This window comes from Halomonas sp. AOP25-F1-15 (assembly GCF_052378675.1).
Classification (GTDB): domain Bacteria; phylum Pseudomonadota; class Gammaproteobacteria; order Pseudomonadales; family Halomonadaceae; genus Vreelandella; species Vreelandella casei.
Window position 1 is genome coordinate 444,715 of sequence record NZ_JBQSXV010000004.1, and the last position, 18,624, is coordinate 463,338.

Here is an 18,624-nt window from a genome sequence, read left to right on the forward strand (position 1 = left end):
ATGAAGAGGCCGCATTCTACGCAAATGCGCTCTGCTTGGAAAGCCTGACAGCCAGAAAACTCAAAGGCCGTCAACCTTACCCAGCGAGCAGATGCCTACTTTAACGCCGCGGCAATCCACCGGGGCCGCCCATACCGCCCATGCCGCCGGGGCCGCCCATTCCACCTGGGCCACCCGGGCCACCGCCGCCCATCATGCCTGACATGCCGCGCATCATTTTCTGCATGCCGCCCTTCTGGCCGGCTTTTTTCATCATTTTCTGCATCTGCTTATGCTGCTTGAGCAGACGGTTAAGGTCCGGCACTTGCAGGCCTGCACCGGCGGCAATACGGCGCTTGCGCGAACCGTTGATCAGGTCGGGCTTACGGCGCTCTTTAGGCGTCATGGAGTTAATCAGCGCTTCAAGCTTGCCCATCTCTTTCTCAGGGCCTGGGCCTTGGGCCATCTCGGCCATTTGCCCCATACCGGGCAGCTTACCTAACAGGCCACCCATACCGCCCATTTTTTTAAGCTGCTGGAGCTGGTCGCGAAAATCTTCCAGATCAAAGCCATCGCCCTTCTTAACTTTTTTGGCAAGCTGGGCGGCTTTAGATTTATCGACGGTGCGCTCAGCTTCCTCGATCAGCGACAGCATGTCGCCCATACCGAGGATGCGCGAGGCCACGCGGTCGGGATGGAACGGTTCCAGGGCATCGACTTTCTCACCGACACCCATAAACTTGATCGGCTTGCCGGTAATGTGGCGCACTGACAGCGCCGCGCCACCACGAGCATCACCGTCGGCCTTGGTCAGGATCACCCCGGTCAGCGGCAGCGCTTCGCTGAATGCCTTAGCCGTATTGGCGGCATCCTGACCGGTCATGGCATCGACCACAAACAGCGTTTCCTGAGGCGAGACTGCTTTATGCAGCGCCTGGATTTCCGCCATCATCGCTTCATCAATCGCCAGGCGGCCGGCGGTATCGATCAACACTACGTCGTGAAACTGGATCTTAGCGTGCTTGATCGCCGCTTCGGCAATCGCGACCGGCTGCTGATCAGAGCGAGACGGGAAGAAGTCTACCTCGACCTCTTTCGCCAACGTTTCCAGCTGGTCGATAGCCGCCGGACGATAAACGTCGGCAGACACTACCAGCACTTTTTTCTTCTCGCGCTCACGCAGATAGCGAGCCAGCTTAGCCACAGAGGTGGTTTTACCCGCACCCTGTAGACCCGCCATTAATACAACCGCGGGGGAGCCTTTAAGCACGAAGCCATCGTTAGCTTCGCCCATGATCGCTTCCAGCTCTTGCTGAACGATCTTGACGAACTGCTGACCGGGCGACAGGCTTTTGGATACTTCCTGCCCAACGGCCCGCTCGCGCACGCGTTCAATAAACTCCTTGATGACCGGCAACGCTACGTCGGCCTCAAGCAGTGCTCGGCGCACTTCGCGTAAGGTGTCTTTAATATTGTCGTCGGTCAGGCGAGCCTGGCCTTTGATCGACTTTAGCGTCTGGGAAAGACGCTCACTAAGATTCTGGAACATGGGGCCTCTCTGCCTCCGTCACTGCCGTCGGCGCGCACGCCCTGGACTGATGTGCCGCGATTATACGCGTTCACGCCCTGAGTCTCCATGGGGCGCATTGACGATCATGAGAGCCAGCACGCTATTTTCGTATACGCGTGCACGGCTGTGCGATATGGCTTGGATTCGTTATAGTAGCGGAGTAGGTTTTGGCCGCAACCGCTCTTAACGTCGTTTACTTATTTAAAGCAACGCGCTGCAAGGCGCACGGATAGCATCAATGCAGGCGCTCCCTTTCGCCACGATGGCCTTTATTCTCTATGTCGCCGCTGCCATTTGGCAGGGCATGACATTGTTCCGGCGCGTGCCGCCGCGCCAAGGTATGGTGCGCCTAATCGCCGTGCTGGGCCTGTTGCTGCACATCCCCGTGGCGATCAAACTGGTAGGACAATCCCCAGGGCTTTTGCCAGGCTTTTCCACTAGCGCCACGCTACTGATGGCCGTAGCGGTTAATGTGCTGCTCGTGGCTAGCCTGTTCAAACCGGTTTTAAACGCTGGCATTGCACTATTCCCGCTGGCAGGCATTGCGCTCTTGGCAGCCACTTGGCTACCGAATCAAGGGGGTCATACCGGCCTAACGCCCGGCATTTTGCTGCATGCGGTAAGCTCGGCGCTTGCGTTTGCCGTACTGGCGATTGCCGCGGCCCAGGCAGTGCTGGTGGGCCTGCAGAACCAAGCGCTTCGCCACCATCATATACGTGGCATTGTGCAATCGTTACCGCCGCTCACGACCATGGAGCGGGTGCTCTTCGAACTTGTGTGGGCCGGCATTATCTTGCTGACACTCTCCATCGCTAGCGGGCTCATTTTCCTCGACAATCTCTTTGCCCAGCACTTAGCACATAAAACAGTGCTGTCGCTCCTGGCCTGGATAATCTTCACCACGCTGTTGATAGGCCGTTATCGCTTTGGCTGGCGCGGCATGCGCGCCGTGCGCTGGACGCTAGGCGGCTGCGGCTTGCTCGTGCTGGCTTACTTTGGCAGCAAATTTGTACTTGAGATTATACTCAATCGATAGCTACTCAACCGATAACGGCTTAATTGCTGACGAGGCGCAACCACGCCTTTGGTTGTCTTGACACATTACTCGCTACCTTCTAAAAACGAGCCTAATACGCCACAAAGGACCTTTCGACTTGAGCGACGACTTCCCCCTGGGGTTACTGTTCGGCCTGCTAGCCTTACTGATAGTGCTTTCTGCTTTTTTTTCCAGCTCTGAAACCGGCATGATGTCGATCAACCGCTACCGCTTGAGCCATCAGGCTAACAGCGGTGATCGCAGAGCAAAACGGGTTATGCGCCTGCTCACCCGCCCAGACCGCCTGATTGGCGTCATTCTGATCGGCAACAACTTCGTTAATAACTTGGCTGCCTCGATTGCCACGATTATCGCCATTCACTTTTTTGGCGACGTATCAGGGCCTGCCATTTCTACCGCCCTGCTAACCATTACCATTTTGATTTTTGCTGAAGTCACGCCCAAAACCTACGCCGCGATTAAGCCAGAACGCATTGCTTACCCCACGTCTTACGCGCTTGAGCCGCTGCTAAAGCTGCTTTATCCGCTGGTATGGCTGGTCAACGTGATGTCGAATGGCCTACTCAGACTCATTGGCGTTAAAAGCGTTGATAGCGGTGGCGACAACCTAACGCGAGATGAACTGCGCACCGTCGTTCATGAAGCCGGCACGCTGATTCCTTACCGCCACCGCGCGATGCTGCTCTCCATTCTCGATCTGGAGAACGTCACGGTGAACGATATTATGGTGCCGCGCCATGAAGTGCTGGGTATCGATCTGGATGATTCGTTAGAAGATATTTTGACTCAGATTCGCACCAGCCAGCACACGCGACTGCCGGTATATAAAGGCGATATCAATAACATCATTGGCATGCTGCACCTTCGCAATGCGGCACGCTTTCTCTCTCGCGACGAAGTCACCAAAGCCTCGATTGTTCAGGAAGCCCGCGAACCCTACTTTATTCCTGAATCGACGCCGCTACATACCCAGCTACTCAATTTTCAAAAGCAGAAGCGGCGTATCGGCATCGTCGTCGATGAGTATGGCGACGTGGACGGCCTCGTCACGCTGGAAGATATTTTGGAAGAGATCGTGGGCGAGTTCACCACTGACGTGTCCGAAGATGAAGAGATTCATCAGCAGGATGACGGCAGCCATGTGATTGAAGGCACCGCCAATATCCGGGAGATTAACAAAATGCTCGGCTGGCAGCTGCCTACCGATGGGCCCAAAACGCTGAACGGGCTAATTCTTGAGCATCTTGAGGCGTTTCCAGAAGGCCCTGCATGCCTACAGATCGGCAATATGCGTATGGAGATATTAGAGATTCGCGACAACCTCATCACCTCAGCACGCTGCTGGCAGAAAGCTCGCCTGCCACGCCGCTAGGCTAAGGCTCGCCAGCAGAGCATCCTTCAGCGGCGATTGGCGAGGTCCTGATCGGCCGCAGCCTTTAGCGCCCTCACTCGCGCTTCAAGAAACCGCCTTAGCGCCATGTCGTCAGCATCCAGACGGTTTAGCGCTGGCCCAAAGTGCAAACTGACCGGGGCGCGGAAACGCCGGGGGCATTTCTTAAGCGCTTTGCCGCCATGATGAGAGGTCCACGACCCCCACAGACCTGCCAACCCGGCGGGAATGACCGGTACGTCGTCGCGCGCCAGAATCGTCTCTAAACCGCGCCGGAAGGCGTGAATTTCGCCATCGGGGGTTAATCGCCCCTCGGGAAACACCATGACAATTTGACCTTGGCGCAGCGCCTCGCTGACATCATCCAACGCACGCCTTATAGCACCCGGGCTGCGCCGTTCGGACTCAATAGGGATAGCCCCCACCAGCTGAAACCACCATTTAAACCACGGGGAATCAAAAATCGGCTGATCCATCACAAAGCGCAGCGGGCGAGGACTCGCGCCTCCAAGCACCAGCGCATCCATAAAGCTTACGTGGTTACACACCACCAGCGCGGCTCCCTGACGGGGAATATGCTGACGACCGTGCACTTGCAGCCGATAGCAAAGCCGCATTGAAACAAAAATAAGCCAGCGCAACACTTGGCGAGCTGCATTAACCCACCCCGTCACGACGATGCCTCACGGTGACGCAAACCCGCCAGGATGGTGCTCATGAGTTGATCCAACAGTTCATCAACCTTCAACTGCTGGCCTTGCCAGTAGCCCAATCGCTCATTCAGGCCCAGTTGAACAAGGCCGTGCACACTGCCCCACAGAGTACGCCCCAAACGACGTGCCTCAAGATCATCCAGTGCAGGCTGATAAGATTTAAGCGACGCCTCCACCTGCGTAAATAGCGCTTCGATCAAATCGCTTTGGCGCTGATCCAGCTCGCCCTCTTGCGCCAGCGGGTAATCAAAAAGTAGCTGCCAGCGGTAGCAATCCTGCTCAGCGAACCGCCAGTAGGAATGCGCCAACGCGCGCAGCCATGGCTCAGGGGCGTCATCGGCAAGGCTAGCAATGGTGTGCTGTAAGCGGGCTAGCGACTCAACATTAACGTGCTGCAATAAGTTATTAAAGCTGCCATATAGCTTGAGCAGCGTGCTGGGAGCACAGCCGACGTCTCGCGCCAAGGCACGCAGTGAAAGACCATGGACTGGCTGCTCAGCCAACCACTCATCACAAGCGTTCATCACCTGCGAATGGAGGGCATCGGGCGCATGCTGTCTAGGACGGGCCATGGCGATCTCTTAAGGTCAACAACAAACAAGAAGGAAGCCTCGCTGCACTTTAGTCGGAACAACGGGTGATATAGGATACCTTATATCGAACACTGTTTTCGACACTAAAAAACACCCTTTCGTGCTTTATTGCGCGAAGTCTCCCGCTATACAGGTACACTTCCACGACGATTTTGCTAAAGGAGGTAAGTATGACGGGGCGACTGCATGTGCAAAACTTACCGCTGACCCGTTTATTGCCGACGCTCGACACATCTGAGCCGCTGATTGAATCGCCCAACCTTGCGCCTCGACAGCCCATCTCCGCGATTCGCGCTGAGCAGGGCCAGTATCGGCTATCGTCGCTTTTCTGGGGATTAACGCCCCCCTGGCTCGAGGTGCTAGATCATGCGCCTCACTGCGCGCGAGCCGAAACGCTTGAATCTCGAGCAATGTTTCGCGATGCGTTTAACGCACGCCGCTGCGTCATCCCGGTCAGCGGCTTCTATCTATGGAAAAATCAGCCGCGCAGCAAGCAGCCTTACTTGGTCACCCAGGTATCACGGGCGCCGCTACTGCTAGGCGCGCTATGGTGCCGCTACCACACCACGCTAACGGCGTTTAGTGACTCAGCCGCGCTCATCACCGTGCCCGCCAATGTTCTTTTATCACCGCTGACCGACCGCTTGCCGGTGGTCATCCCAAGCCATGCGCTATCCGCATGGCTTAACCCGGACACCGACTCACAAACGCTTAATTCACTATTAGCGCCGGCGCCTTTGGAACTGTTAGGCGCTTTTCCGGTATCTAAATATGTCAATAATCCCGCCTATCAGTCACCGGCCTGCGCCCATCCCACCGGGTCGATGCTGCGCTGGGCTGTGTCTCAGGAGCTGTAATGTTGCGATCTTCTAGTTTAATGCACTGGCGCGCTCTGCCTCAGCGCGCGCTGCTTGGTTTTTTTGTGAGCCTCGGAATAGCCTCTTGCGCGCTAGCCGATGATAGTGACACCACGGCGACTGGCGCTACTAAAGACGCGATTAAGGACACAATCACTCCGATCATCAGCCCTTATGACAGCCGCGACTATCGCGTTTTGACGCTGGAGAATGGGCTCAATGTGCTTATCGTCAGCGACCCAGAAGCAGACAAAGCGGCCGCATCAATGAACGTTCGCGTGGGCAGCGCTCAAGATCCTGACGATCTTAAGGGATTAGCCCATTTCCTTGAGCACATGCTGTTTTTAGGCACCGAACCCTACCCCGAATCGGACGGCTATCAGCGCTACATTTCGGATAACGCGGGCTCTCATAACGCCTTCACCGCTCAGCAAGACACCAATTACTTCTTTGACATTGAGCCATCGGCGCTACCCGGCGCACTAGACCGCTTTAGCGAATTTTTCCTTTCACCGCTGTTCAATGCAGATCATTTAGCCAGCGAGCGTAATATCGTTCACTCGGAGTATATGGCACGTATTCGCGATGAGTCCCGACGCGAAAACGATGTGCTTAATCAGCTACTTGACCCTGATAATGCGACGACGGGCTTTGCCGTGGGAAGCCGTGAAACGCTCGCCAGCCCGCCCGAAGGTGAAGCAACGCTGCGTGAACGGGTTATTGATTTTTATCACCAGCATTACGACGCCAACGTCATGAATCTTGCCATTGTCGCACCTCAGCCGCTGGACACGCTGGAAGAGTGGGTGGCCGAACGCTTCGCTGACATTCCCGACAACGACTTAAGCGTGCCAACTATTGATGCGCCGCTCGTGGATGCTGACACCCTGCCCCGCTATATTGAGCGCCAGTCGCTGCAAGACCGTCGCCAGCTACGCTTTTACTTTCCCGTCCCGGACCCTACCGATGACTACCGCACTAAACCGTCGCAGTTGATCTCACACCTGCTCGGTGACGAGGGCGATGGCAGCCTACTGGCCGTCTTAAGAGATGCAGGGCTTGCCGATGGGCTTTCCGCCGGCGTTGGCCGCGGTGACGGTAACGATGCGCTGTTCACCGTTTCCATCAGCCTGACACCAACAGGCGCGGAGCGCTTGGATGACATTCAAGCCACGCTATTTGCAGCGGTTGAGCAGTTGCGCAACGACGGCCTTAACGCTTGGCGCTACGATGAACAGAAAAGCCTTAACGAGCAGGGCTTTCGCTTTCAGCAGCACGGTGCCCCTCAGCAGGAGGCCACTCAGCTTTCCATGAGCCTGTCGCGGTATCCCGTAGAGGACGTGCAGTATGCGGCTTATCGCATGGACGGTCTGGACGCAGAGCGTCAGCAGGCTTATCTAGATGCGCTCACGCCGGGTAACATGCTGCGCTTTTATTCCGCACCGGATATTGAAAGCGAGACCATATCGCCGTGGTTCAATACGCAGTGGAAAGAACAGGAACCTGGCACAGCGGGCCAAGCACTTAGCGGCTTAGCCCTACCCGCCCCCAACCCCTTTATTGCCAGCGATTTGACGTTGCTAGAAGGCCAAGACGAACTGCCTAGTGTACTAGTAGAAACCCCCACGTTTAGCGCTTGGCACATGCAGGATGCGCGCTTCAACACGCCCAGCGTTGAATGGCGAGTCAGCTTACAAAATCCCACTACAAGCTACTCAGCGGAAGAAGCCGTTCTCACCCAGCTGCTCGCCGGATGGCTCAACGACAGCCTCAACGAATCGCTTTATCCTGCATGGTTAGCGGGCCAGGCGTTCAGCGCTTACCCACACGCCCGAGGCATGACGCTGTCTTTCTCCGGCTGGCGCGATGGGCAAACGCCGCTCATTGAACAAGCACTGGACCAATTGGAGAACGCCCACATCGGTGACAGCGCCTTTGAGCGCGTGCGCTACCAACTGCAGCGCGAGTTGCGCAACGCCCCTCAAGGCGCTCTTTACGGCCAAGCCAGCAGTACTTTGGGCGAAGCCTTGCTAACACCGCAATGGTCTAACGCGCAGCTCCTCACTGCTAGCCAGCGGTTTGATCGTCGCCATCTGGAAGATTTCCGCGAGCGCTTTCTAAGCGACCTTTATGTCGACGCAATGGCGGTTGGCAATACCGACGCAGCGCTAGCGCGAGAACAGGCACAGCTAATACGTGACCGGCTACAGCCCCGCCTGACCCGCGACGACATTGCCACGCTAACGCCGCTGGCCGTAAGTGATGAGCCTAGCGTATTGCACCCTGACAGCTCACGGGATGAGTCGCTGGTGCTGCGCTATTTACAAGGTCGTGACCAAACGCCTGAAGAGCAGGCAGCAACGATGGTCATCGCCCAGTGGCTGGAAACGCCGTTCTACCAGCAGTTGCGCACCGAGCAGCAGCTTGGCTACATCGTCAACGCCGGCTATTCACCGCTGCTCAATGCGCCAGGCATCGCCATGATGGTGCAATCTCCCGATACCGATAGCGACACTATCGCTGAGCGTATGGATGCGTTTCTTGAAGAAGCTGGCCAGCGCCTTGCCCAACTGAGCGACGAAGAACTAGCCCCCCACCGCCAGGCGATCAACACCCAGCTGCGCCAGCGAGATACCAGCCTCTCAGGCATGGCCAACCGCTACTGGCAGGCAACGGCATTGGAAGACGTACGCTTTGATCGACGCAGCCAGTTAGCCGACCTGGTGCTGAACGTTAGCCTTGACGATATAAAGACACTTTGGCCATCGCTGCGGGCACATACTCTGGACGTGCGCTTTAACCCCGGCGATAAACCCAGCAGCAACATCGAAGCCTACAGAGCAGCGCTTTCAGCACTGCCTACGGTTCACAATGAGCAGAGCAATCCTTAACGCTTAGCCATCAAGCGCTAAGGAGGATCTCACTACCACCGGCTCAGGCGTCAAATGCCTGGGCCGGCATCATTGCCTCTACAAACATCACCAGCTCTTCTAGAATTTGCCTTTCACGATCGCTGAGCGTTTGCTGATTGTATTGGGCAATTTCGCGCGCAAATGCCTTAAGCGTAAAGCCGGCTAAACCTGGGTCGTTGATGCGCATCCAGCGAAACGCCTCCCACTGCTCTCGCTCGTCGCCTTCCAGGGTGTCTGGGTAGCTGCGGGCACGAAAGCGAAACAGCATCTCTTCCAGGCGCGCATCTTGAAACGCAAAGCGCTCGCCCACTAGATCCCAGGGCTCCATGGTGCGCGCACGCTCCATCTGCTGACGGTCTGCGGCGGAGAAAAAGCTGCCCGAATAAAGCATTAGATCAGGATCCTGCGAGCCGTCGTCGTAGCCTGCACTAAACACCTCTGCGACTTTTTCTGCTATGCCGCTGGCATCGCGCAGCGTTTTCCAGTGCTGCCGACAGGCTGCAACATCGAGCCCTAAACGCGTGACGATACTGCCGTACTCGCCCTGCTGCGGCCCCTCAACGTCTTTCAAAGCACTGGCGGGGAAAACCACCGGGCAGCGATTGATATGAATTACTTTCAAGGGAATCCGTGCTTCGCCTTCGGTCAAATCCTGCTGACTAACAAACACGCGGTCACGAATCTGTTGTGCTGACATGCTGAGCAAATCATCAGGATCAACGCTTAAGTCGTAGACAATCACGCCGTTTGGATTGGAGGGGTGCTCGGCTAGCGGCATCACCAATGCGCTACATCCGCGGCTTGCAGGGTAGCGGCGCGAGATGTGCAGCAGCGGCTTGGCGTTAGCTAAGTCGAGCTGGTGAGCAACTGCACGCTTACCGCGCAGACCGAGTAGATAATCAAATAGCTTTGCATTACGTGCCCTAAGTAAGCGGGCCAGCGCAATCGTCGCCCGCACGTCGGCCACCGCGTCATGGGCGCCCTCATGGGCAATACCGTTGGCCGCGGTTAAGTGTTCAAGCTTAAAACTAGGCGCGCCGTCTTCGCGCAGCGGCCACTCGATACCGGCCGGGCGCAGTGCATAAAAAGCGCGCACAATATCGATTAAATCCCAGCGGGAATTGCCGTTTTGCCACTCGCGCGAATAGGGATCAAGCAGGTTGCGATAAAACAGATGACGCGAAATCTCATCGTCAAACCGCAGGCTGTTGTAACCCACCACGCAGGTACCAGGCTCGCTCATATGGCGCTGAATTTGGCCTGCAAACTCTGCCTCAGGGAGGCCATGACGCTGGGCTTTTTGGGGGGTAATGCCGGTGATCAAACAGGCAGTGGGATGGGGCAAATAGTCATCGGCTGGTTTGCAGTAAAGCTCTATCGGCTCACCGATTTCATTTAACTCGGAATCCGTACGCAGCGCCGCGAATTGAGCAGGACGGTCGCGTCGCGGGTCAGCCCCGAAGGTTTCATAGTCATGCCAGAGAAAACTGGCAGGGGCAGCATTGGGTGGCGCCATGAATAAACACTCCGCTGGGCAATGAAAAGCCCAAGCCTAGCACACCCGCCACCCCTTTCGCCGCGTCTTCAGCGCTTTGACTCAGCGCTTGACCTCAACCCTTAGGCAGAGTGACGTTCAGCTCCAGCACGGAACAGTTATCTTCACTGTCCAGCGAAATCTGAATCGCATCGTCGTCTACCTTAACGTAACGACGAATCACCTCTAGCAGCTCGCGCTCAAGCAGCGGCATATAATCCGGCTGACCGCGCTGACCACGCTGATGCGCGACAATGATTTGCAAACGCTCTTTTGCCACCGAAGCGGATTTCCTGCGCTCACGCTTCAAAAATTCCAGTAATTTCATCGACGACCTCCCCCGAACATGCGGCTCAGTAGACTTTTGCGCTGCACCTCATGAAAGCGCAGCGGTATGTCTTCACCGAGCAAGCGCGATACCGTATCGCTGTATGCTTGGCCTGCATCGCTAGAGATATCGTGCGTAACGGGTACGCCCTGGTTAGATGCGCGTAGCACGGCTTCTGACTCAGGAATTAAGCCCAGCAAATTAATTGCTAGAATTTCGCGAATATCGTCCAGTGTCAGCATGTCACCAGAGGTGACTCGTTCAGGGTTGTAACGCGTCACCAACAGGTGCTCTTTAATAGGGTCTTCACCCTGCTCTGCGCGGCGCGTTTTAGAGGCCAGCAGCCCTAAAATACGGTCTGAGTCGCGCACTGACGAGACTTCAGGGTTGGTCACTACAACCGCTTCATCGGCAAAATACATAGCCAGCTGCGCGCCGCGCTCAATACCCGCGGGGGAATCACACAGAATGAAATCGAAATCTTCTTTCAGCTTCTCCAGGATTTCGGCAACGCCTTCCTGGGTTAACGCATCTTTGTCGCGGGTTTGTGAGGCCGGCAAAATAAACAAATTTTCAACGCGCTTATCGCGAATCAACGCCTGATTCAGCCCTGCTTCGCCTTGAATAACGTTGACTAAGTCGTACACCACGCGACGCTCGCAGCCCATGATGAGGTCCAGATTACGCAGACCTACATCGAAATCGATGACGACGGTTTTTTTACCACGCAGCGCAAGCCCTGTGGCTATTGCTGCTGCACTGGTGGTTTTACCAACCCCTCCTTTACCAGAGGTCACTACAATTATTTTGGCCAAAGGTCACTTCCTTCTTGAAGTCATTTGTCGTGAGCGCGAGTGATCAAGCGCTCTACGCATAACGGGAACGTCAATGTTATCAACTTGCCACACTGTAACGGATAGTGTCTTCGGCGTCGCTAGGCGTAAAGCGCCTGCCCGCGGTCGCACCACATTAACCGAGTGGCTTAATTTCAAGCTGTTCTTTTGTAAAGTGAACTTCTGCTGGCCGCCCCAGCAGCTGTGAATCAATATCTTCCATGCGCTTGTAATTACCCGCCACGGATAACAGCTCCGCCTCAAGTTCACGGCAGTAAATACCCGCCTGAATATTGCCGTGAATACCCGCTAAAGCACGACCACGCAGCGCGCCATACACATGAATACTGCCGGCGGCTAGTACCTCCGCCCCGGCATTGACGGCGCCAATCACAACCAGATCTCCCTCAGAGGCACTGACCTGCTGCCCCGAACGGACAGTGCCACGGAAAAGCCGTGTACCAAGTGCAGCCGCATCTGACTGCTCATTTTGTCTTGTCGCGTCTTCAGCGGTTACTTCATGCACTGGCGTTCTATCGACACTTTCAAGCGCGCGTGCACGGCCTTCTTCAACCGGAGGAAACCAGCCCAGTCCAAGTGCCCATGCCGACTGGCGCACCGGCTCGGTTCCTCCACGCACGGCCACAGGCAAAAGTTTGTGATCCCGACACACAGCACAAATACGCTCAAGGGCTAAGTGGGGTTCATTCAGCTTTTCCACGCTGAGCACAACCGGTGTATGCTGAAAGAATGCGGGGGCCTGCGATAGCTTGCCGGCCAGCTGCAAACGGATACGTTCCGGGTCAGCGCTGCTTAGCTCCATGACGGTCATCGGCAGCATGCCACCTTTGAAGGTAAAGGCCACTGCGGCACTATCCAAGTTAAGGCTCATGGCCGAACTCCATGTCATGTTTAGATTAGATAAAGGTAGCGCACTATTCACGCATTGTGATGTAGAAAATAGTCGCTTACCAGATCATAGTAAGACCAAGCTAAGCGACAGCGCCGGTGACTGCAACCGCCTTGTCGTAGAAGACTGCTTTTTTTTAGCGCTATACACCTCATACAGCAGGATGATCCATGCACGGACTGTTAAGACGCCTGTTCGCCCCTCGGTGGCAGCACCCGGACCCTGAGGTCCGCCGCCAGGCTCTCCAGCGACTCGACCCACAGCATAACGAACAGCGCCAAGCGCTGCAGTCGCTCGCTCAAGATAGCGATAGTCACATTCAGCTTGCCGCGCTGCTCGCCCTTGATGACTGTGCGGGCCTCGTCAAAGCGTATCCACAACACCTGCAAGAAGACGCCTGGTTTAATGCCGTCTGCCAACGGATAAGTGGACGTGAGGGCCATACCGATCTGCAGCAGCGCCAAACACTTATTGAGCAGATCGACGAGCCGCGAGCGCTGAGCGCCGTTGCCTTGCAAGGCGATAATCTCAGTCTGCGCATGAGCGCACTGGATAAGCTCACTGATGACAATGACTTGATTCATCAGGCGTGTCATAACGGCGTGGCGGCCGTTCGCCATCAGGCCGCCGAGCGCATTGAAGACGAAGAAGGGCTGAAGCGGTTACTGAAAGAAGCCCGCCGTGATCGCCAGGTGGTTCGCTTAGCGCGTGATCGCCTTAACCGCCTACGCAGCGACGCTCAGTGGCAGGAAGCCGAAGAGCAGCAGCGAGAAAAGCTGCTTAATCAGCTTGAGCAGCATGCCCGTGCGCCCTGGGAGCCTCTTTACGGCGGCCGTCTCCGCCACCTCCATCGCCAGTGGGAACAGCTTACTCAGCCCGCCAGCGTTGAGCAGGACCAACGTTTTCATCACGCCCTGCTCAGCGGCCGCAAGACGTTGCACGACCACGAAACCCAAAAGCAGGCGCGCCAGCAAAGTGCAGAGCAGCGCGACGAAGCCGAAAATACCCGCGAGCAGCTGCTTGAAGGTATCGAAGAGACCCTTGACGGCCTGCGTCATGCCAGCGCCATAACTGTCCAAGATATCGACAGCCTGCGCGCCCAGCGCCAGCTTCTAGGCCAGCGCTGGCAAACGCTGTCCGACATGCATCCGCCTAGCGACACCCTCCGCCAACGCCATGCAAGGGCCATTCAGCACTACGACCAGTGCTTAGAAACATGGCAACGCTGGAGCGCTACCAGCCCTGCTATCGAAATTGCCCTGGGCAATGGCGATCACTCGGATTTGGCAACGCTGGTTGCTCAGTGCCAGTGGCCCGAAAGCTTTTCGTCGCCAAGCTTACTGAGCCGCGCCCAGGCGGCTCTCAGCGCGGAAAATGCCGCCCCGGCACAGCCGACCACTGAAGATACGGCCACAGTAGAGACCCATGCGGCGGAGCTGGATACATTTGAGCAGTTGCTAGAACGCGGTGCCTTTAAGAGCGCTAGCCGGCTTCACCAGCGGCTTAAACCCAACATAGAAGCACTAGAAAGCATCGCTGCCCAGCCTCTCAAAGTACGTTTAAAGCATCTTGCCGCCCGACTTGCAGAGCTTCGCGATTGGCGTGGCTTTGTCGCCGGGCCAAAACGAGAGCAGCTGTGCGCCAGCATTGAAGCACTGGCCAGCGATCTGCACATGGACGAAGAAGCGCTCGACCGTCATCATCGCCAGCTGGTCAAAGAGTGGAAATCCCTGGGTGACGCGGCGGCTAATCGAGAGCAGTCCGCTCGTTTTCGCACCGCTTCAGACAGCATTCATGAACGCCTGGCCCCTTGGCGGGATCAATTGAGCGAAGAGCGCGCGGCCAACCTGAAAGCTCGCGAGACCCTTTGCGATCAGCTTGAAAGCCTACTGGAACAGCCCGCAGAAGATGCTGACCCCGATATACTTCGACAGATTCGCGATAAAGCACGCCATCAATGGCGCCATTACAGTCCCATCCCGCGAGAAGGCTCTGAGGCCGTAGGGCGTCGCTTTGGCGTCATTCGTCATCGCCTGCAAACGCTGATAGACCAGCGCGCTGAGACCATCGCATCACAAAAATTGGCGCTGATTAGCCAAGTCGTAGCGCTGCGCAGCGACGATAGCCAGCCGCTGGCACAGCGTATCCATCTGACGAAACAGCTTCAGCACCAGTGGCGTGCACTAGGCCGTGCGCCTAAGGGTGAAGAGCAAGCGCTTTGGAAAAACTTTCGTCACGAGTGCGATCAGCTCTTTGCCCAGCGCGATGCGCATAAAAACGAGCAGGCCGCGCGTCAGCAAAAACAGCTGGATGATATGCAGACGCTAATTGACCAAATGGAGAGCTGGCAGCCCATTAACGTCAGCGAGGCGACCAGCCTAGACAACTTCCTCAAGCAGGCCAGCCAGCTAGAACCGCTGCCACATAATCGACGTAGCGAAGGCATGCAGCGCCGCATGAGCGGCATAGTCCGCGCGCGACGAGAGCGCTTGAACCGTCTTGCGATCGCCGATACGGTCCAGCAGTGGCACGCCATCATGCCGTTAGTGAATGCTCACTTAGCTGCCGACGAGCACTATCTAGGCGAAGCCATTGCCGACGATGTTGATGCTCAAACGATACTCAGCGCTGCGCTTCCCGCAGAGTTCATCGCCGCTCATCACGCACGCAATGAACAGCGCCTCAGCGTTAAGGCACCGCTCTCAGATGCGGAACTCAGCAAAATAGCTGACTCTCTCGCTCGCTTGAGAGTGCACCTTTCAATGCTGGCACTGGGCAGCGTGCGCCAAAGCGATGAGCCTTTACGCCTTGCCATTCAGGTAGAGCGCCTGAATGAAGGCTTTAATCAAGAACGTAGCCGTGACCAGAATGTCACCGACATTTTAGCTGCACTATTGGCGCTAGGGCCGATGCCTGCCGCGCTATGGGCCGCTGAAGTGGAAGAGTTTGATAATCTACTGAGCCGGCTAGCAAGAGTGCCGCTGCCTTAGCGAAAGCGTGGCTTAACGCCATCGATAAAACAATAACGGGAGGCTGAAAAGCCTCCCGTTTGCGTGTTCACATAACCAAGCACACATGCCGTTATCAGCTAATAGCGAGCCACTAGCCCATAAACTGACCGCCATTGATATCGATGTTAGCGCCCGTAATAAATCCTGACTCCTTATCGGCTAAGAAAGTGACCAGACGGCCAATCTCTTCCGGCGTACCATAGCGCTTCACTGGAATCGTTTCCCTGATGGCTTCACGCACTTTTTCTGGAATATTCATAATCATATCGGTGGCGATGTAGCCAGGCGATACGGTATTAACGGTAATACCCTTGGTCGCTGTTTCCTGCGCCAATGACATGGTTAAACCGTGCATCCCAGCTTTGGCGGCCGCGTAGTTGACCTGGCCAAACTGCCCCTTGCGGCCATTAATGGATGAAATATTAATAACCCGTCCATAGCCATGCTCAAGCATCATCTCAATGACGCTGCGGCACGTATTAAAAACGCTGTTGAGGTTGGTATCGAGCACTTCGTACCACTGCTCATAAGACATTTTTTTCATGGTGCCATCACGCGTAATGCCCGCACAGTTCACGAGCACACTGATGGGTCCGTACTTGTCATGAATTTCGCGGGCACCTTCCAGGCAGGCATTGTGATCGGACAGGTCGACGCCGGATAGTTCGATATCGCTATAGCCGTCAGCCTGCTGCGTTTCTAGCCAGGTTTTGGCCTTATCGGGGTTGCGGTAACCCGCGACGACCAGATAACCCGCATCTGCCAACGAACGGCAAATCGCCGTACCGATACCACCAGTTCCACCAGTTACCCAGGCGACGGGGGCTTGATTGGCCATTGACTACCTCCCTGATATGACAAATGACTTGAACCTAACAGCACAGCACTACGCCTGCGCCTGCGCCTGTACTACTCTAGTGCGCCCGTTGGTCAAGCAATACACCAGCGTAAGCTTTTTATTGTGACTATTTGAAGCATCGCGATACGCCCTTAATATTGCAGTAGTACGCCGCGAACCGCTATAAGCCGAACGTGTTAATACGCCTGTTGACTTCACGCAAAAAGCCTGTAGAATACGCCACAAGTTGATGCGGGGTGGAGCAGTCTGGTAGCTCGTCGGGCTCATAACCCGAAGGTCATCGGTTCAAATCCGGTCCCCGCTACCAAATATAGAAGAAGCCAATACCTTATGGGTGTTGGTTTTTTTGCTTTCTGGGTTCCAGAAAACTCCCTATCTATGCTGAATGACATCCCTCTCAACGATCAATCTTTGGCAGCTAAGCTTAATTCACTCAAGCATGCACTACTCCAACATAGATTCTAAGCGCAGCGCCTGCTCGCCCGTCAACTGCGTGACGCACTGCATCTCAGAAAGATTGGCGATGGTGGGGTCTTGAACCGAAATGAATTCACACATGCCATCGCGAAAAGACAGCCAAGTGCGGTGCGCATCGAGTAACTGTGTGCGCAGAAGCTCAGTGGATTGCTCGGCCTGCATTGCGCTATAGGCCTCACTCAACCTAGCATCCCAAGACTGCAGCACATCCTCGTAGCATTCGGTCATCGCCTCTGCCGTATCGCCATCGCTACGATTAGCCATGCACTCATGCGCCGGCTGACCAATACAATCGACCTTCTCTCCAAAGGTGTCAGTCGCCGCCAAACACTCTTCGATACTCTGACGATACGGCTGCTCATCCTGAGCATAAGACGTACTTGTGCATAAAGCCCAAGCAACAATGCCGACAAGGCACAGGCGTAGCCTAGGTAGCTTCACTAACATCATCAGTATTCCTTCCATGACGGCGTATCTTTACTTGTAACGCATCTAAGATACGAACACCGTATCAGCTTTCCCATTGTTATAGCATGATTAAGCGCTTCTATATTCCTTGCCAGCCAATGTCACGGTTGAATATTCCCCGCAGCGCCTGCATATCATGGGTAGCTTTCTTCTTTTTTAAGGTTGAGTCTAGCCATGCAAATTATTGACCCCCGCTCGGGTAAGCCGCTTACTGCCGATCCTGACAATACCGCAACGACGACCGCGAACGCTGAGCGAGCAAACGTACGTCCCGAAGATGTCATTATTGAGCTGAATGCAGGCAATATTCAGCAGATTCTGGAAGCATCAAAGCAGGTTCCGGTGCTAATGGGCTGCTACTCGCCTGCCAACGAGGCATGCAGGACGCTACTCGCGGTGCTGGAAAAGCTAGCGGTTGAATACGCAGGCGCCTTCCTACTTGCCAAGCTCGACATTGATACCAATCCAGAAATTGCTGGTCAGCTAGGCGTGAGCTCTGTGCCTGATGTGAAGCTAATCAGTCAGGGTGGCTTAGTGGATGGCTTCCAAAGTGCGCGGCCTGAAAAAGAAGTGCGTGAGTGGTTAAACCGCTACTTCCCCGCTTCCGGCGAAGCCCCGCCCAGCCCAGAAGATCTGGCGGAAGAAGCCCTAAAAGCAGGCGATACCGCTGGCGCGCGCGACATTTATCAAACGCTCATCGGCCAATATCCTGAACACTATGCCTATCAAATAGCGTTTGCGCGCGTGCTGGTCGCCGAAAATCGCTATGACGAAGCGCGAGACGTGCTGAATAATTTGCCGCCGGAAGAACGCGATGCCGCGCCTGCGCGTGGAGTACGTGCCAGCATCGAGTTTAGCGAGCAGGCACTCTCGGCTGACGAGATCGCCGCGCTTGCTGATCGCACCGATAGCGAGGCGCAGTATCAGCGGGCTCTGCGCCAAATCGCGGATGGCCACTATGATGAAGGCTTACAGGCGCTGCTTGCTCTGATGAAACAAGACCGCGCCTACAACGATGACGCAGCGCGTAAAACGCTCCTTCAGGCGTTCGATGCGCTAGGCGCGGACCATCCACTGACCGTTGCCTACCGCCGCAAACTCTTTGCAATGCTCTATTAAGCAACTTTTCACAT

15 protein-coding genes and 1 tRNA gene are annotated in these 18,624 nt (G+C 55.8%); 7 read left to right on the forward strand and 9 right to left on the reverse strand.

All coding sequences use genetic code 11. The features are described 5' to 3' along the window. Positions 1–100: 100 nt before the first annotated feature. Positions 101–1,528 (reverse strand): signal recognition particle protein, encoded by a 1,428-nt coding sequence (gene ffh / locus ACT3TF_RS10410; protein ID WP_096276067.1) that lies wholly within the window; start codon positions 1,526–1,528, stop codon positions 101–103. Between the two features lie 259 nt (positions 1,529–1,787). Here ffh and ACT3TF_RS10415 point away from each other — a divergent pair, with 259 nt between their 5' ends. Together ACT3TF_RS10415 and ACT3TF_RS10420 are read left to right on the forward strand one after the other, a co-directional pair. Then, on the forward strand, positions 1,788–2,585 hold the full coding sequence (locus tag ACT3TF_RS10415) for a cytochrome C assembly family protein (RefSeq protein ID WP_441684526.1): 798 nt from the start codon (positions 1,788–1,790) through the stop codon (positions 2,583–2,585). Positions 2,586–2,703: 118 nt separating this feature from the next. After that, positions 2,704–3,978, forward strand: a complete 1,275-nt coding sequence (locus tag ACT3TF_RS10420) for an HlyC/CorC family transporter (RefSeq protein WP_444624421.1) — start codon at positions 2,704–2,706, stop codon at positions 3,976–3,978. 26 nt (positions 3,979–4,004) lie between these two features. On the opposite strand, the gene ACT3TF_RS10425 is transcribed toward ACT3TF_RS10420, so the two are convergent. Together ACT3TF_RS10425 and ACT3TF_RS10430 are read right to left on the reverse strand one after the other, a co-directional pair. After that, positions 4,005–4,670, reverse strand: coding sequence for a 1-acyl-sn-glycerol-3-phosphate acyltransferase (locus tag ACT3TF_RS10425; protein ID WP_096276073.1), 666 nt, complete (start codon positions 4,668–4,670; stop codon positions 4,005–4,007). After that, the gene (locus ACT3TF_RS10430; protein WP_096276075.1) at positions 4,667–5,281 is read right to left on the reverse strand and encodes a TetR/AcrR family transcriptional regulator; all 615 of its coding nucleotides are present in this window, start codon (positions 5,279–5,281) and stop codon (positions 4,667–4,669) included. The genes ACT3TF_RS10425 and ACT3TF_RS10430 overlap by 4 nt, the downstream gene beginning before the upstream one ends. Before the next feature lie 191 nt (positions 5,282–5,472). On the opposite strand from ACT3TF_RS10430, the gene ACT3TF_RS10435 reads away from it, so the two are divergent. Further along, the gene (locus ACT3TF_RS10435; RefSeq protein WP_441684527.1) at positions 5,473–6,159 is read left to right on the forward strand and encodes an SOS response-associated peptidase; all 687 of its coding nucleotides are present in this window, start codon (positions 5,473–5,475) and stop codon (positions 6,157–6,159) included. Beyond that, positions 6,159–9,050: an insulinase family protein gene (locus ACT3TF_RS10440; RefSeq protein ID WP_444672184.1), complete on the forward strand. Its 2,892-nt coding sequence runs from the start codon at positions 6,159–6,161 to the stop codon at positions 9,048–9,050. The genes ACT3TF_RS10435 and ACT3TF_RS10440 overlap by 1 nt, the downstream gene beginning before the upstream one ends. A 43-nt stretch (positions 9,051–9,093) precedes the next feature. On the opposite strand, the gene sbcB is transcribed toward ACT3TF_RS10440, so the two are convergent. The 4 genes from sbcB to minC all read right to left on the reverse strand — a co-directional run bounded on the left by sbcB (position 9,094) and on the right by minC (position 12,658). Continuing rightward, positions 9,094–10,587: an exodeoxyribonuclease I gene (sbcB, locus tag ACT3TF_RS10445; RefSeq protein WP_444672185.1), complete on the reverse strand. Its 1,494-nt coding sequence runs from the start codon at positions 10,585–10,587 to the stop codon at positions 9,094–9,096. 94 nt (positions 10,588–10,681) lie between these two features. Beyond that, a complete protein-coding gene (minE, locus tag ACT3TF_RS10450; protein ID WP_096276083.1) occupies positions 10,682–10,933 on the reverse strand; it encodes a cell division topological specificity factor MinE in 252 nt (83 codons plus the stop codon). Next, positions 10,930–11,748, reverse strand: a complete 819-nt coding sequence (minD, locus tag ACT3TF_RS10455; RefSeq protein ID WP_096276085.1) for a septum site-determining protein MinD — start codon at positions 11,746–11,748, stop codon at positions 10,930–10,932. Before minD ends, minE begins: the two co-directional genes overlap by 4 nt. Before the next feature lie 154 nt (positions 11,749–11,902). Next, positions 11,903–12,658, reverse strand: a complete 756-nt coding sequence (gene minC, locus ACT3TF_RS10460; RefSeq protein WP_444672186.1) for a septum site-determining protein MinC — start codon at positions 12,656–12,658, stop codon at positions 11,903–11,905. A 188-nt stretch (positions 12,659–12,846) separates the two neighbouring features. Between minC and ACT3TF_RS10465 the strand changes: the two genes are divergently transcribed. Further along, positions 12,847–15,666 (forward strand): DUF349 domain-containing protein, encoded by a 2,820-nt coding sequence (locus tag ACT3TF_RS10465; protein ID WP_444672187.1) that lies wholly within the window; start codon positions 12,847–12,849, stop codon positions 15,664–15,666. A 112-nt stretch (positions 15,667–15,778) separates the two neighbouring features. On the opposite strand, the gene phbB is transcribed toward ACT3TF_RS10465, so the two are convergent. Continuing rightward, the gene (gene phbB, locus ACT3TF_RS10470; protein WP_444672188.1) at positions 15,779–16,525 is read right to left on the reverse strand and encodes an acetoacetyl-CoA reductase; all 747 of its coding nucleotides are present in this window, start codon (positions 16,523–16,525) and stop codon (positions 15,779–15,781) included. A 251-nt stretch (positions 16,526–16,776) separates the two neighbouring features. Here phbB and ACT3TF_RS10475 point away from each other — a divergent pair. Beyond that, positions 16,777–16,853 (forward strand) — tRNA-Met (locus ACT3TF_RS10475). A gap of 137 nt (positions 16,854–16,990) precedes the next feature. On the opposite strand, the gene ACT3TF_RS10480 is transcribed toward ACT3TF_RS10475, so the two are convergent. Then, positions 16,991–17,473, reverse strand: coding sequence for a lysozyme inhibitor LprI family protein (locus ACT3TF_RS10480; protein ID WP_444624417.1), 483 nt, complete (start codon positions 17,471–17,473; stop codon positions 16,991–16,993). A gap of 192 nt (positions 17,474–17,665) precedes the next feature. On the opposite strand from ACT3TF_RS10480, the gene ACT3TF_RS10485 reads away from it, so the two are divergent. Further along, entirely contained in the window at positions 17,666–18,610 is a 945-nt protein-coding gene (locus ACT3TF_RS10485) for a co-chaperone YbbN (RefSeq protein ID WP_444672189.1), read from the forward strand. Positions 18,611–18,624: the final 14 nt, after the last annotated feature.

Bases quoted from the DNA above. Each gene is read 5' to 3' on its own strand.
- minC (WP_444672186.1), bottom strand. From the start codon at position 12,658: ATGAGCCTTAACTTGGATAGTGCCGCAGTGGCCTTTACCTTCAAAGGT.
- ACT3TF_RS10480 (WP_444624417.1), bottom strand. From the start codon at position 17,473: ATGATGTTAGTGAAGCTACCTAGGCTACGCCTGTGCCTTGTCGGCATT.
- sbcB (WP_444672185.1), bottom strand. From the start codon at position 10,587: ATGGCGCCACCCAATGCTGCCCCTGCCAGTTTTCTCTGGCATGACTAT.
- ACT3TF_RS10485 (WP_444672189.1), top strand. From the start codon at position 17,666: ATGCAAATTATTGACCCCCGCTCGGGTAAGCCGCTTACTGCCGATCCT.
- ACT3TF_RS10440 (WP_444672184.1), top strand. From the start codon at position 6,159: ATGTTGCGATCTTCTAGTTTAATGCACTGGCGCGCTCTGCCTCAGCGC.
- ACT3TF_RS10465 (WP_444672187.1), top strand. From the start codon at position 12,847: ATGCACGGACTGTTAAGACGCCTGTTCGCCCCTCGGTGGCAGCACCCG.
- ACT3TF_RS10430 (WP_096276075.1), bottom strand. From the start codon at position 5,281: ATGGCCCGTCCTAGACAGCATGCGCCCGATGCCCTCCATTCGCAGGTG.
- phbB (WP_444672188.1), bottom strand. From the start codon at position 16,525: ATGGCCAATCAAGCCCCCGTCGCCTGGGTAACTGGTGGAACTGGTGGT.
- minE (WP_096276083.1), bottom strand. From the start codon at position 10,933: ATGAAATTACTGGAATTTTTGAAGCGTGAGCGCAGGAAATCCGCTTCG.
- ffh (WP_096276067.1), bottom strand. From the start codon at position 1,528: ATGTTCCAGAATCTTAGTGAGCGTCTTTCCCAGACGCTAAAGTCGATC.
- ACT3TF_RS10415 (WP_441684526.1), top strand. From the start codon at position 1,788: ATGCAGGCGCTCCCTTTCGCCACGATGGCCTTTATTCTCTATGTCGCC.
- ACT3TF_RS10435 (WP_441684527.1), top strand. From the start codon at position 5,473: ATGACGGGGCGACTGCATGTGCAAAACTTACCGCTGACCCGTTTATTG.